The organism is Arcicella sp. GW822-FHT02H01 (assembly GCF_058802005.1).
The window spans coordinates 2,203,356-2,218,754 of sequence record NZ_JBXANT010000001.1 but is presented as its reverse complement, the minus strand read 5'-3'; the positions used below and the strand labels follow the sequence as shown (position 1 = coordinate 2,218,754).

Below are 15,399 nucleotides of genomic sequence, written 5' to 3'. Positions count from 1 at the left end.
TGACATTAAATACATTGGTTTAGGGAACTTTATTTTCAAAAAAATAGGTTCTAATAATTCAAAAAAAATATAATCAAAGTCATGTCTGACGCAATTAAACACGAGTGCGGGATAGCGCTAATCCGTCTTCGGAAAGACTATCAGTATTATATCAACAAATACAACACGCCGCTGTACGGTCTGAATAAATTGTATTTGATGATGGAAAAGCAGGTAAACCGAGGACAAGACGGTGCAGGGGTTGCTAACATCAAGATTGATGTTCCTCCAGGTCACCGTTATATCAGTCGCTATCGTTCAGTAGAACAAAATGCAGTACCTGATATTTTTGGAAAGATTTACAAGAAATTCCGAAAGGCTCTGAAGGACAACAAAGACAAAGCTAAAGATGCTCATTGGATTCAAGAAAATGTGGCTTTTTCTGGCGAAGTATTTTTAGGACACCTTCGTTATGGAACACACGGACAGAATGAAATAGAGAACTGTCATCCGATGCTCAGACAAAGTAACTGGCGAAGCAGAAACTTAGTAATGGCTGGAAACTTCAATATGACAAATGTTGAAGAGTTGTTCGATAAACTCGTTTCACTAGGGCAACACCCTAAAGAAAAGGTAGATACAGTAACGGTAATGGAGAAAATCGGACATTTTTTGGACGAAGAAAACCAACGCCAATTCGAGTATTTCAAAAGCGAGTATAATAATCCAGAATTATCGGATGTTATCCAAGATAATATAGATTTACAACGAGTATTACAGCGTTCTTGCCGTGATTTTGATGGTGGATATGCGATGTGTGGAATGACAGGATACGGTGCAGCTTTTGTAGCCCGTGACCCCGCAGGAATCAGACCAGCATTTTATTATGCCGACGACGAAGTAGTAGTAGTAGCTTCTGAAAAGCAAGCTATTAAAACAAGCTTCAACTGTAATTATGAAGATATTAAAGAGGTGCAACCAGGACACGCTTTAATCATCGATAAAAAAGGAGATTATTCTGAAAAACAATTCATCGAGCCCATCGAAAGAAAATCTTGTAGTTTCGAACGCATCTATTTCTCAAGAGCTTCAGATCCAGATATTTATGCAGAACGTAAGCAATTAGGCCGTTTAGTGATTCCTCAGGTACTCCAAGAGGTAAGCTTCGACCTTAAGAATACAGTATTCTCGTATATTCCTAATACTGCCGAAACGGCCTTTTTGGGAATGATTGAAGGATTGGAAGACTATCTTGCCAAAGAGCGTAAAAAAGCTATCATGGAAGGTGTCTTGTTTGAAAAAGACCTTGAAGATTTGCTTACTTTCCGTCCAAGAGTCGAGAAATTGATTTCTAAGGATGTTAAGCTAAGAACATTTATTACCAATGATGCCGACCGTAATGACATGGTAGCTCATGTATATGATACTACTTTTGAGGTAATCAAGAAAGGCGTTGATAATGTAGTATTAATTGATGACTCAATCGTGCGTGGAACTACCTTGGAACGTTCTATCGTGAGGTTATTGGATAAGCTAGGACCAAAGAAAATCGTTATTGTTTCTTCAGCCCCACAAATTCGTTACCCTGATTGCTATGGCATAGATATGTCACGTATGAAAGAATTTGTAGCTTTCCGTGCGGCTTATCAATTATTGGTTGAAAGAAATATGGATGATGTGCTAGAAGACACACTAGGACGTTGTTTAACAGCAATAGAATTAGGAACTGCTCATAAAGAGAATTTTGTAAAAGCCATTTATGAACCGTTTACAACGGAAGAAATTTCTGATAAAATTGCTGAGTTAGTAAAACCAAAAGACTTGAAAGCTGAATTAGCAATTGTTTATCAAACAGTTGATAGTTTAAACAAGGCTTGTCCGAATGATACAGGAGACTGGTACTTTACAGGTAATTATCCAACACCGGGAGGTAACAAAGTAGTAAATACTGCGTTTGTGAACTTTATGAAGGGTGTTGAGATGAGAGCTTATTAGTAGAGTATCGATATAAAATAAATAAAAACGACTTGCTGAATCATCTTCGGCAAGTCGTTTTTGTTTATCATTAACTAATCCTAGCCCAATTACTAGCATTTGCTTTTTGTTGTTCTATCTGTTCTTTAACCATCGCATTTTGTGGTAGGTCTAAGTCATGGTCTTCTTCCAAGATGGCCGTAGCACATTCTCTGGCTACCCTTAATATTTCGCCATCTTTAGCTAGGTCTGCAATGAGTAAATCTATTACACCACTTTGTTGCGTACCTGATAAATCACCTGGACCACGCAATTGTAAATCTACATCGGCAATTTCAAAGCCATCTGTAGTTCTTACCATGGTTTCTAAACGAATACGGGTATCTTTAGAAAGCTTTACATCCGTCATCAAAATACAATAACTTTGTTCAGCTCCACGCCCTACACGTCCGCGTAATTGGTGTAACTGTGATAATCCGAAACGCTCGGCACTTTCAATCACCATGATAGAGGCATTAGGCACATTTACGCCAACCTCAATCACGGTAGTTGCTACCATAATTTGCGTTTCTTTTTTGATAAAGCGTTGCATCTCAAAATCTTTATCCGCTGGCTTCATTTTTCCATGAACTATGCTAATATGGTATTCAGGGAAAGCCCTTACTATACTTTCATAGCCATCAGCCAAGTATTTGTAATCTAGTTTTTCAGACTCCTCAATCAAGGGATACACCACATATACTTGTCGCCCTTTCTTGATTTCATCACGCATAAAACCAAACACATTTAGGCGGTGCGAATCATATCGATGAACAGTTTTGATTGGCTTTCGACCTTTAGGCAATTCATCAATGATAGAAACATCCAAATCTCCATACAGCGTCATGGCCAAAGTTCTTGGAATAGGAGTGGCCGTCATGACCAAAATATGTGGGTGAATAACTGAGTTTTTCTCCCAAAGTTTGGCTCTTTGTGCTACACCAAAACGATGTTGTTCGTCAATAACTACAAAACCTAAGTTTTGAAATTGTACAATATCCTCTAAAATGGCATGTGTTCCTACGAGGATACTCAACGAGCCATCCAAAAGTCCTTCATGAATACCACCCCGTGCTTTTTTACGAACCGACCCCGTCAGTTTATCAATTTTAATGCCTAATGAATCGGCAAAATCTTTTAAGCCTTGATAATGTTGGTCTGCTAAAATTTCGGTAGGCGCAATAATACATGCCTGACATCCATTGCTTATTGCCAAAAGCATACAAATGAAAGCAACAATGGTTTTTCCAGAACCTACATCACCTTGCAAAAGCCTGTTCATTTGTTTGCCCGATTTCATATCTTCAAAAATCTCTTTGATTACACGCTTCTGGGCATTAGTTAAATCAAAAGGAAGATGATGTTTGTAAAATTCTGTTACTAAACCAGTACTCTTAAAAACTTGTCCTTTATAATCAGTCCTTCTATTCAGCTTTTGTTTGATAAGCCTGAGCTGATTATAGAAAAGTTCTTCAAATTTCAACCTGCGTCTAGCTTGATGCAACCAAGCTTCTGACATGGGCAAATGAATATTATAAACAGCATCTTTCTTTTCTATCAAACGGAATTTTTGTCTGATATTTTCAGGCAATGTTTCTCGAATTTGTGCATAAGAGATGTCTAATAAATTGCGTTGCATCGTCGCAATTACTTTAGAATCTATATAGCGTTTCTTTAGCTTTTCGGTTAAACCATATACTGGCTGAAAATATCCTCCTTTTTCATTGGTTGGGTTTAGCAATTCCATTTCGGGATGTTGCATTTGTGGGCGACCTTGAAAGAAGGCTAGTTTGCCATAAATAACATATTCTGAATTAGGTCTTAACTTTTTCTCTAAAAAACTTACTCCTTGAAACCACGTTAATTCCATCGTACCCGTTCCATCAGAGAATTGGGCAGTAAGACGAGCCTTATGGCCTTCGCCCATTTTCTCCATAAAATGTAGCCTTCCTTTTATTTGTGCTACCTCCATTCCTTCATATAAGTCGGCTATTGTATGGAATTTAGTACGGTCTTCATACCTGAAAGGATAGTATTGAATCAAGTCGGCATAGGTGAAAATTTGCAATTCGGTATTGAGTAGTAGGGCTCTTGCAGCACCTACACCTTTGAGAATCTCTATGCGGGTATCGAAAAAATTGTTTTGCATAATTTTGCTCTTAATCGCAACGTTATTAGTAAGTTAGTAGTCTTATATTGAATTTCTGGAAGAACATATTTGCCTCTATTTGTTCACAGGAAATACAATATTTTAGATAGATGATAAACAATTATGTGAAAATACTGATTTTTATATCAAAATATTAACTTTAAGCCCTCTGAATCTCTAAAGAGAATATACTAATTAATACTTCCCCTCTACACTTTTTAAATACAATGACACTCTCGAATCCAAAAACTATGAAGAAAATTTACGTTGCAATTTTTTGCGTTCTCTGCTTTTTAAATAGCTTTCAGCTCAGAGCCAATCATATTCTCGGGGGTAATTTCGACCTCGTCAAAGGGAATATACACGGTTGGTTTACCCTAACTATGCATCTCTATTTCGACAATGCAGTCAGAAAAGCATCTCAACAAGAAGACAATGGATTGAAAGTCGGTATTTTCAGGAAAAGAGATAATGCCTTGATGCAATCACTTATCCTGTATTCTTATAATTTAAATGGTATTCCGTTTATTTACAGCAATGCTGCTTGTGCTACCAATCAAGGGCTGAACATTACCGACATCACTTATATTGACAATGTGTACCTAAACCCAGTTGATTATTCCGATGACCAAGGTTATTATATCGTTTATGATAGGTGTTGTAGAAATTCGGCCAATAATATTAACAATCCCCAAAATACAGGTATGCTATTCTATTTAGAATTTCCATCCTTGAAAAAAAATGGGAGCGATTTTGTTAATTCTTCTCCACAATTCTCAACCCCTAATGGCGAATATATTTGTAAAGGCAAACCCTTTAAATTTGATAACTCGGCAACCGATGCAGACGGTGACCAATTAAGATACTCTTTTGTAACTCCTTATCGTGGATTTAGTAATGGTAACAATGCTATACCTGACCCTAAAGGTGCTTCTAACATCCCTTTAATTACTTGGAACAACGGATATACTGCCAATACTGCTATTCCAGCCAATGCACAAGGAATGAAAATAGATAATCAGGGAATAATTACGGTGACAGCTACCGAACTAGGACTTTTTGTGTATTCTGTATTGGTTGAAGAAATCAGAAATGGTGTTGTAATTGGGCAATCCCGAAGAGATTTTCAGTTTAAAGTCATTGACTGTTTTGACCCTCCTGCCAAGCCCGATATTTTCAAAGATTTATCGCCCGTCAAAACACATACTGCATCAATAGATTTTTGTGATTATGGATTTGTAGAAATTGCGACAGCATTAGATGCAAGATATACCTATCAGTGGCAAAAAGACAATGTTAATCTTAGTAATGAAAAAGATTATAGAATCAAAATCAATGAAGCTGGAAAATATACGGTAGTAATTGGTTATAATACTGGTTGTAGTGAGTCTACCACCTCAGAAATAACAATAGTAAACAAAGTAGCTGGAGAACAATATGTAATTAATCCTGATGCCAAGAAAGCCTGTTTTAATGAAATTCCAATTAAGTTAACCATTCAGAAACAAGATGGAAGTGCTTTTACTCCGAGTGATTTTAGCTACCAATGGTCGCGGAGTACCACTAATATCACCAATAATAGCCATATACTTGATGTTAATTTATCAGGAGAGTATGTTAGTAGGATGACCCAAATAGGGGGCGTTTGTGAATACGAGCCTAAAGCTAGTGTAACAATATTCGCTTTGCCAGATGCTATGTTATCAAATGCTACGGGAAAGCAAGTAATTTGCCAGAAAGATTCTATCCCACTTACTGCCAATACTGGTTATAATTTACAATACGCTTGGTATCAGAATGATGTTGCTATTCAAAATGCAACAGATAATAAATTTAATGTTTTAACCTCTGGCGTTTATAAAGTATTAGTGACGGACGAAAATGGCTGTAAGAAAATGTCAGATGCGGTAAAACTAACTGTAAATCCCTTAACGCCCATCAAGTTTGATACCATCCTTCCTTTTTGTGGCTCAACCACTACCAAGCTTAATTTACTCAATTATGTAAATCCTTATGATGCTACCAAAGCCAAATTTATAGGTATGAATGTCAGTGGCACGGCATATACGCCATTAGTTTATGGACAATCGCCTATTACCTATCAATACACAAATGAATTTGGCTGTGTATCTAAACTGACCAGAATCGTTTTTGTTGACTTGCCTCCCAAGGTATTGCTTGGGAATGACATCGTTATTTTTAAAGGAGATACCATTACCTTGAAAAGTATCACGGGCGGAGGATTTGATAATAACTTAATTTATGAGTGGTCGCCTGAAAGTGGTTTGAATAACAGTCGCGTTCCCATGCCCGTTGCTTCGCCTACTGTATCTACTGAGTATGTGTTGAAAGTGAGCTCACGTGCTAGTACCTGCACTAGCAGCGATAATATTTTGGTAAAAGTAAAAGCCAAGATTATTGTACCGTCGGGCTTTACACCTAATCAAGACAACGTAAACGATATTTGGGAACTAGAGGGCATCGAAGAATATCCGAATGCAGAAGTGAAAATTTATAATCGCTGGGGCAACGAAATTTTTAGTACCCTGAGTTATTCCTCTAACCCATTTAATGGGCGAATAGATAATGCTAGTTTACCAGCAGCCACTTATTATTACGTGATAAAAGCCGATGCAGATATTCGTCCCATCACAGGATATTTAACCATTGTCAGATAATTTTAAGGGTGAGAGCAGTAAAATGCAGGAATGAGATTAAATTTGCAGTCGGGGACAACATTTTTAGCCCTACAAATCTAAATCATTATGCAAGGATTACTCGATCAACAGTTCAATGAAGGTGGCGTTGTTATTACCAAAGTAGATGACCTTATCAACTGGGCACGCTTAAGTTCGCTTTGGCCTATGGGCTTTGGTTTGGCTTGCTGTGCTATTGAAATGATGCAGACAATGGCCTCTGGCTATGATTTAGACCGCTTTGGGGTTTTTCCAAGACCTTCCCCTCGTCAATCAGATGTAATGATTGTAGCAGGAACAGTTACTTTCAAAATGGCCGACCGTATCCGTCGTCTTTATGAACAAATGCCTGAACCTCGTTACGTAATTTCGATGGGGAGTTGTTCAAATTGCGGAGGCCCCTATTGGGAACACGGCTATCATGTAGTGAAAGGTGTGGATAGAATCATTCCTGTAGATGTATATGTACCGGGTTGTCCGCCTCGCCCCGAGGCCTTGATTGGTGGTTTTTTGAAACTGCAAGAAAAAATTAGAAGCGAAAGTTTAGTAGCGCCCAAAGCACTATTAGACATGGAAGAGGAAGAAGCCAGAAACCAAAAACCAGCATTTGCCATTAATGCCTAAGCAAGATGAAAATAGAAAACTTTAAAGATATTCTGATGGAGAAATTTGGAGAAGGAATCATTCTCCAAGCTGACCACCAATGTATTACTGTGCCTACGGAAAACATTGCGGAAGTTTGTCAATTAATGCTTGAACATGAAGATTGCTATTTTGATATGCTATCTTGCCTGACAGGGTTGGATAATGGTGTTGAAAAAGAAACGATGGAGGTAATCTATAACCTTTATTCAATTCCTTACGAACACAAACTGATGTTAAAAGTGGTTTTCGCTAGAAATGAAAAAGGAGAAGCTTTGCCAAAAGTGCCTTCTGTTAGTAATATCTGGAAAACGGCCGATTGGCATGAAAGAGAAGCCTTTGATTTAATGGGAATTGAATTCACAGGTCATCCAGATTTAAGAAGAATTTTACTACCAGAAGATTGGGATGGACATCCCCTTCGAAAAGATTATCAGGCTCAAGAATACTATCATGGTATCCAAGTAAAATATTGATTCCTCCTCCTATCCAATGAAAATAAGTGTTGTACTGATTACTTTTAATTCCGAAAAAACATTGGCTAAAGTATTGGAAACGGTAGCTTGGGCAGATGAAATCGTGATAGTCGATTCGGGCAGTGGTGATAAAACGCTTAAAATAGCCGAGCGATTTAATGCAAAAGTTATCTACAGAAAGTTTGATAACTATGGTGTTCAGAAGAACTTTGCTACGCTTCAAGCTAGTAACGATTGGATACTTTCACTGGATGATGACGAAGAACTAAGTGCTGCTCTGCAACAAGAAATACAAAATCTTTCGCTAGAGGAGACGCCGTATCAAGCCTATAAAATTCCTCGTTCTTTAATCTTTCTGGGGAAGCTCTTGCGTTTTAGCGGAGAATATAAAAGGCTTACACTCAGACTTTTCAACCGAAATTTTGGTAATTGGAATACTGAACACGTACACGAAAGTGTAGAGATTCGAGGGAAAGTAGGCGTACTGAAAAATCATATCCTACACGATAGCTACCGAGATTTGACAGACTATTTCAATAAATTCAATAAATATACTTCACTAGGGGCAAAAACGCTGGCAGAACGTGGCAAAAAAGCCTCCGTTGCCACCATCGTTACTCGCTTTCCGATTACTTTCTTAAAAATTTACCTACTGAAAGGCTCTTGTTTAGACGGTTATGCGGGTTTTATGTGGGCTTTGCTTGCTGCCATGAATCCCGTGATTAAATATGCTAAACTGAAGGAAGCAAAAAATCTTTAGTGGTTTTAAACTCAAAGCCTTCTTTTTGTAAAAAAGCCATTAGCTTATCGAATCGCTCCAACATTTTTTTGCCGTTATTTCTATGTAAATAGAAAGGATATTTAGCCCCGTTTGGTAAATCAGTATAGTCTGTAAATTCCCACGGGTGAAAATACAAATGCAAGTAGCCGTCGGCTTCTACTACTTTTTTACATAAAGAGAAAAAGTACGACAACGGGAAGTTATGAAAGGCTATCCAAAACAAAGGTACTCGCCAAGCAGGCGAAACCGAAGCAGGGAAATGAATCAGGTTGTTCTGCGTGAAAAATGTACGAGAAATATGACGATAATCGTATCGCCCTGGTAAATACGTTGGATTGATAGACGCATTGTATAAATAGCCAGCATCCAGCAAATCTTTATCCGAAACAGGTGCCATCCTAGGCATTCTAAACCCAACAATTGCTTGTTGGATAATATTTTCCAGAATAGCTTTTGACGTACTTAAATCTTCTTTTTTATGGCTAGAATGATAATGATTATGCGAAGCAATCTCATGCTTTTTGCTTAATTCCTTAATCTGTGCTGTTTTTGCCAAAGCATATACTCCCGTACAATAAAAGGTAGCCGTAGCTTGATATTTATCTAATACTGAAACAATGGATTGTAAACCTTGATTAGAAGTCGCGATTTGCTCTTCCATAGGCGGAACCCCACCATATTCAAAGGGCATATCAAATTCTTCTACATCAAAACTCAACAAGGCTATTTTCATGAATATTCTGTTCTTGAACAATGTACAAAGGTCTTTCTTTATTTTGGATTAAAATCTTGCCAATATAAATTCCTAAAACCCCTAATACGATTAAATTTAATCCTCCAAAAAATGCTACTGTTACCAATAGCGAAGCCCAGCCATCAACGGCTTTGCCAATAGCAAGGCTATACATTACATAAGGTAAGTACAAAAATGATAAAAAGGCAATAAAGAAACCCATGTAAATAGCCGTATATAATGGCTTAATACTGAATGATGTAATGCCAGCCAATGCTAAACGCAACATTTTTGAAAAAGTATATTTACTTTCTCCAGCAAAACGTTTGTTGGCTTTGTACTTAATAGTCGCTTGGTCAAAGCCAATCCACTGAATCATTCCTCTTAAAAACACATCTTGTTCTTTGGTGTTTTTCAAAGTTTCAGTTACCTGTCTGTCAATCAAACGGAAATCAGCTTGTCCAGGTTCTAGCTCTAGGTCACTTACTTTATTCAGGATTTTATAGAAATTCTTGCTAGACTGTCTTTTGAACCATGATAAATCTTGGTCTTCTTCACGAAGCGTATTGACCATGTTTACATTTTTAGAAAGCCAAATGTCAATCAAATCTGGAATCATTTCTGGGGGATGCTGTAAGTCGCTATCCATCATAATAATAGCATCAGCATTGATGGTATCAATACCAGCCTTTAAGGCTATCTGTTGCCCGAAATTTCTTGAAAAAGAAATATACTTTACTGATTCGTCTTTTTTTGCTAGGGCTCTAATCACTGATAGCGTATCATCTTTACTGCCATCATTTACAAAACAAAACTCGAACGTATAAGGTAATTTATCGATTACTTTTTTGACGGCATGATAAAAAACTAATAGGTTTTCACCCTCATTGTATGCCGCCGACAGGATACAAATGTTTATTCTTGACTGATCCATAATGATTTAATTTCTGAGGTTTCACTTAAAAGAAGTTGATAAATACACGCAAACCAAACCAAGCAACATGGAAAGGCCTTAATTGAGTAAACGATAAACTTCATTCGCAACCAAGCTGGCAGAATATCCGTTGCTGAAAGCGAAGTGAAGGCAACAACTGTAAAAAGTAAAATCCAAACCCATCGTTCTACAGGGTGTGCCTGTGTAATAAACCAGATTGCCACACCAGCCACCCCAATAATAAAAGTTGGGGATTCGGATGATGATGAAAAAATGACTACAAAAATGGATAAGGAAGCAAGGTATCTTAATTGAAAGAGTAAGTTTTTATATTGTTTAAATCTTAATAGAGGAAGTACTTGTAAAATAAAACCAGGGATAAGAAAGAACAGATTAGAGAGGTTCGGAAAACTGCCTACTCTTCTTACTAGTCCCATCAGCGAAACATCTTGCATACTTGTACCAACACCATTTGCAACGCCTTGATTTTCAATATTTTTATGAACCAAGCTGTTAAACCAATCGTAATACGATTGTACGATAAACTCAGGTGAGCTTATTGCCATCGGTAAAACAAAAAGGATAACCGCCCACATAATAGCATAGCCAATGTATTTTAGCTTGCTATCTGAAAATACCCAGAAGGCCAGTCCGACTATACCATACAACTTCACAAAGACGCCAATCATTACAAAAAGAGTTGCCCATATTACTTGGTCTTTCTTTACATAATACCATGAAAGTATTATCAAAGCTACCACGCTTGGGTTTACTTGTAAATTATGAGATGAAGTGTTTAAATCGACAATACAAATAGCTAATAAAATCCATTGATAGGCTGGTTTTATAGGTAACAAAGCAAAAGCTTTGTAAAGTACAAATGCATGAAATGCTACCCACAGCGGAATACCGATTACATCAGGAATGAATGTAAAAGGCATAATAATCAAACTAAATAATGGTCCATAATGATTAGAATCAAAATATTCCTGTGGGTATAGTTCGTATAAATTATAAGAGTGTATCAGGTGAGTAAATACCCCTTTAAAAATATTGTAATTATTTATTGAATGAAGTCGCCATTTCATAAAGCCAGCAACAACAGGCAGTAAAAACCACAAAATTGGAAGTAGTTTTCTTTTGTCTTTCAGAACAGAAAATGTCATTCTATTGTATGTGTTTCCTTTGAGCAATTAGTTTTACCTTATTATATTCAATAATCGTGCTATGATTTAACAAACATGAAGTTTATTAAGATAGAAACGGCAAAGTGCTATTATTGACGTTAATTTGTTCAATAAGGTTGGACTGGGCATAACAAAAATGATAAGACAAATTCTGAGAAGAATTGCGCTGAAACACAGGATTCAAGAAAACCTTTTGCCAGAAAGAGTAGAATATGTTGAGAACAGATTCTACTTGAGAAAACCTTATTCCAATGACAGAAAAAGGCTTTGATAGTTTTAAGGATTTAATCATAAAAGCAATTAGTATATATTCAAAAGAGGTTTCGAAACCTTAGTGGAAGTTTCTAAACAAAATTAATATTTATCTTTCACAATTTAGTGTTTTTTGCCTAATCATTCAAGTACTATATTGCAGATATTTATCAAAGCAGAAATAGTCAATACATTTTACTAAATTTGTAGCGGTTATTTTTGCTTTTACTTTCAAATCTGAAACAATTTTCATTGAAAACTTACTTTCGTATTCTTCAATATGCAGAGTCTCTAAGGGTGTTTGCATTTCCATATTTTTTGTTTTCGTTACTGGCGAGTTTATTCGGCATTTTAAACTTCACGCTACTGATTCCTTTGCTTGATGTTCTGTTTGATAAAGTGCAAACTGTTGATTTAGCGAAGTTTAGCAAAAAACCTGAGTTCTCGCTTGAATCAGATTACTTCAAAGAAATCTTTAATTATTACTTCTACCAAATCATTGATTTGTACGGTAGAATGGGGGCATTAAAGTTTGCCTGTATCGCTATTGTAGTATCGGTTGTATGCTCAAATATCTTTCGATATTTTTCTCAAAGAATCCTCAAAACAGTAGAGGCACAAACCATTGCTTCGTTGCGTCAAGCCATTTTTGAGAAAACCCTTAACCTACATTTCGGTTTTTTTAACAATGAACGAAAAGGCAATTTGATGGCTCATCTTACTACGGATGTACAAGAGGTTGAAAATTCAGTCGGTAGAGCTTTTACGGCGAGTTTCAAAGAGGTTTTTACCTTGATTATGTACTTTGTTTTCTTGTTTAATATGTCGGTAAAACTAACCTTGTTCTCCTTGTTGATTTTACCTATATCAGGGGGTGTAATTGCGACCATCAGTAGACGCCTACGCAGGGCTGCTCGTGATGTTCAAGAACGCCAAAGTGCTATGATTGGTACACTCGACGAAGTATTCGGAGGAATGAGAATCGTAAAAGGATTTAATGCTGAAAAGGTTGTAGCTGAACGTTTCAAAGCAGAGAATTACGGCTATAAAGCTGCTGTATTACGCATGGTATATCGTCAGGAAATGACATCCCCCGTTTCCGAAGCTTTGGGAGTAACCGTTATTGCTGGTATTTTATTATACGGAGGCACCTTAGTCATTAATAACGACGAAAGCCTAAGTGCTTCAACGTTTATTTCTTTTATCATTTTGTTTTCACAAGTAATGCGTCCAGCCAAAGTAATTGCAGATGCCTTTAGTGGAATACAAAGGGGAATAGCTTCGGCAGAAAGAATCTTGAAATTGATTGATACCGTACCTGCTATTCAAGATGCCAAAGATGCCATTAATATCCCTGAGTTTAAAGAAGAGATTGAATTCAAAAATGTAAGCTTTGAATACCAAACTGGAAGAAAAGTATTGGATAATATTTCGTTCAAAATTCAGAAAGGGAAAACTGTTGCCTTGGTCGGTACGTCAGGCGGAGGGAAATCAACCCTTGCTGACCTATTACCAAGATTTTATGACCCTACGGAAGGGCAAATTTTGATGGATGGCATAGACCTAAAGCATATTAAATTAGCATCTTTAAGCAAGCAAATCGGTATTGTAACCCAAGAATCTATTTTGTTCAATGATAGTGTAGCCAATAATATTACTTTTGGTTCTGTAGCTAGTCATGCACAAATAGAAGAAGCCGCTAAGATTGCCAATGCACATCAATATATTACCCAGTTGGCTGATGGCTATGAAACCTTTATTGGCGACCGTGGAGGAAGGCTTTCGGGCGGACAACGTCAGCGATTAAGCATTGCCAGAGCAGTGTTGAAAAATCCTCCGATTTTGATTCTTGATGAAGCTACTTCTGCTTTAGATACAGAATCGGAGAAATTGGTGCAGGAAGCTTTAACGCATTTAATGAAAAATCGTACTACGCTAGTAATTGCACACAGGCTTAGCACGATTCAACATGCAGATGAAATTTTGGTTATTAATCATGGAAAGATTGTAGAAAGAGGAACCCATAGTGAACTTTTAGAAAACGAAAATGGATTTTATAAGAAGTTAAACAGTATGCAGGAAACGTAGATAGCTATTAGCTACACTTCGTAAACTCGTAAGGTTAGGGTTCTTAAATAATTTATCATGGAAAAGCACGCTCAAGAAGGTTGCCCGAGATGTGGGAAAGTTTTTATCTGTAAGGTAAATAATATCTTACAGTGCGACTGCATGAAAATTAACCTGAGCAAAACCCAAATAGAACACATTTCAGACATTAGTCAGTGGGAATTTGACGGTGCGTGCTTGTGTAATGAATGTTTAGAGGAACTGAAAGCGGAAGTGTCTTAGGCTTTCGGAAGTCGGCTTTCAGCTTTCGGGTGATTTTAGACAAGCATATCTTATGTCTTAAATCTTGTGTCTAGTACCTTGTGTCTTAAATCTATTGTCTAGTATCTTATGTCTTAAGTCTTGTGTCTAGTATCTTAGGTCTTAAATCTAGCATCTAATATCTTTCGTCTTACATCTTCAAGTCCTAAAGTCTAATAATCCTAAAGTCCCCTTCAAAAATTCCTTTACACAAATTTCATCTACATCAGGTCAGGTCTGACATCGAAAATGAATAGCTTTGCTGAAAAATCTCAAACAGTCAGCAAATGAAAACTTCTTTCTATTCTCTGCTATTAATACTTTTCATAAGTACTTCTATGAGCAGTTATTCACAACAAAAATTAAATGTAATGACTTTCAATATCCGTATGGAAACTGTGCAGGATGGAGAAAACCAATGGGCTAAGCGCAAGGAAAATCTTAGCAGTATGCTAGATTTTTACGAAGCAGATATTTGTGGAATGCAAGAGGTATTAGTTGGACAAATTAGAGATTTAACCAGATTGCTTCCTAATTATTCCTATGTAGGCGTAGGGCGTGATGATGCTAAAGAAGGAGGGGAGTTTTCGCCCATCTTTTACAGAAAAGATAAGTTTACAATATTGGAAAGCAATACTTTTTGGCTGAGCCAAACGCCTGATGTACCAAGCAAAAGTTGGGATGCAGCGTTGAACCGTATTGTTACTTATGCCAAATTCAGAGACAATAAAACTAAGAAAGTATTCTATTTCTTCAATACTCACTTCGACCATATTGGTCAGGTAGCTCGTCGTGAAAGTGCTAAAATGCTGGTTGCTAAAATCAAAGCAGTTGATGCTAAAATTCCTGTTATTTTAACTGGAGATTTCAACAGCACTCCTACAGAAGAGCCAACCGTTATCATCAATGCAGGATTAATTGATACGGAGAAAGTTACTTTAACACCACATTTTGGACCAGTAAGTACTTTTAATGGATTTCAGGCTAAAGAAATAGAAGGAAAACTGATAGACTATATTTTTCTGAATACTGATAAAATAAAAGTATTGAAGCACGGAACACTAAGTAATACATGGAATGGTCGTTTTGCATCAGACCATCATGCTGTATTTGCACAGCTTGCATTTTAGTAGGCTATCGGCTTTCGGTCATCAGTCTTCGGCTATCAGCTATTTTATGTTGAACTGATA

12 protein-coding genes are annotated in these 15,399 nt (G+C 37.0%); 8 read left to right on the top strand and 4 right to left on the bottom strand.

The features are described from left to right. Positions 1–81 precede the first annotated feature (81 nt). Positions 82–1,974, top strand: a complete 1,893-nt coding sequence (locus AC1RNE_RS09450; RefSeq protein ID WP_492800745.1) for an amidophosphoribosyltransferase — start codon at positions 82–84, stop codon at positions 1,972–1,974. A 70-nt stretch (positions 1,975–2,044) separates the two neighbouring features. Here AC1RNE_RS09450 and recG read toward each other — a convergent pair whose 3' ends face one another. Further along, positions 2,045–4,141: an ATP-dependent DNA helicase RecG gene (recG, locus tag AC1RNE_RS09445; RefSeq protein WP_492800743.1), complete on the bottom strand. Its 2,097-nt coding sequence runs from the start codon at positions 4,139–4,141 to the stop codon at positions 2,045–2,047. A gap of 383 nt (positions 4,142–4,524) precedes the next feature. Here recG and AC1RNE_RS09440 point away from each other — a divergent pair, with 383 nt between their 5' ends. From AC1RNE_RS09440 to AC1RNE_RS09425, 4 genes are all read left to right on the top strand, one after another. Next, positions 4,525–6,819: a T9SS type B sorting domain-containing protein gene (locus tag AC1RNE_RS09440; protein ID WP_492800742.1), complete on the top strand. Its 2,295-nt coding sequence runs from the start codon at positions 4,525–4,527 to the stop codon at positions 6,817–6,819. Positions 6,820–6,906: 87 nt separating this feature from the next. Continuing rightward, positions 6,907–7,461, top strand: coding sequence for an NADH-quinone oxidoreductase subunit NuoB (gene nuoB / locus AC1RNE_RS09435; protein WP_309915445.1), 555 nt, complete (start codon positions 6,907–6,909; stop codon positions 7,459–7,461). Positions 7,462–7,466: 5 nt separating this feature from the next. Next, a complete protein-coding gene (locus AC1RNE_RS09430) occupies positions 7,467–7,955 on the top strand; it encodes an NADH-quinone oxidoreductase subunit C (RefSeq protein WP_492800741.1) in 489 nt (162 codons plus the stop codon). Between the two features lie 16 nt (positions 7,956–7,971). Further along, positions 7,972–8,715: a glycosyltransferase family 2 protein gene (locus tag AC1RNE_RS09425; RefSeq protein WP_492800740.1), complete on the top strand. Its 744-nt coding sequence runs from the start codon at positions 7,972–7,974 to the stop codon at positions 8,713–8,715. Here AC1RNE_RS09425 and AC1RNE_RS09420 read toward each other — a convergent pair. From AC1RNE_RS09420 to AC1RNE_RS09410, 3 genes are read right to left on the bottom strand one after another with little or no spacing between them, the layout of a single operon-like run. Continuing rightward, complete coding sequence (locus AC1RNE_RS09420) at positions 8,687–9,469, bottom strand: polysaccharide deacetylase family protein (protein WP_492800739.1); 783 nt, start codon at positions 9,467–9,469, stop codon at positions 8,687–8,689. The genes AC1RNE_RS09425 and AC1RNE_RS09420 overlap by 29 nt on opposite strands. After that, positions 9,444–10,403, bottom strand: a complete 960-nt coding sequence (locus AC1RNE_RS09415; RefSeq protein WP_492800738.1) for a glycosyltransferase family 2 protein — start codon at positions 10,401–10,403, stop codon at positions 9,444–9,446. Before AC1RNE_RS09415 ends, AC1RNE_RS09420 begins: the two co-directional genes overlap by 26 nt. After that, positions 10,385–11,569, bottom strand: coding sequence for a glycosyltransferase family 87 protein (locus tag AC1RNE_RS09410; protein WP_492800737.1), 1,185 nt, complete (start codon positions 11,567–11,569; stop codon positions 10,385–10,387). The genes AC1RNE_RS09415 and AC1RNE_RS09410 overlap by 19 nt, the downstream gene beginning before the upstream one ends. A 525-nt stretch (positions 11,570–12,094) precedes the next feature. Here AC1RNE_RS09410 and AC1RNE_RS09405 point away from each other — a divergent pair. From AC1RNE_RS09405 to AC1RNE_RS09395, 3 genes are all read left to right on the top strand, one after another. Beyond that, complete coding sequence (locus AC1RNE_RS09405) at positions 12,095–13,930, top strand: ABC transporter ATP-binding protein (RefSeq protein ID WP_492800736.1); 1,836 nt, start codon at positions 12,095–12,097, stop codon at positions 13,928–13,930. Positions 13,931–13,987: 57 nt separating this feature from the next. Beyond that, on the top strand, positions 13,988–14,191 hold the full coding sequence (locus AC1RNE_RS09400; protein ID WP_309915465.1) for a cysteine-rich CWC family protein: 204 nt from the start codon (positions 13,988–13,990) through the stop codon (positions 14,189–14,191). A 305-nt stretch (positions 14,192–14,496) separates the two neighbouring features. Continuing rightward, positions 14,497–15,339, top strand: coding sequence for an endonuclease/exonuclease/phosphatase family protein (locus tag AC1RNE_RS09395; RefSeq protein WP_492800735.1), 843 nt, complete (start codon positions 14,497–14,499; stop codon positions 15,337–15,339). Positions 15,340–15,399: the final 60 nt, after the last annotated feature.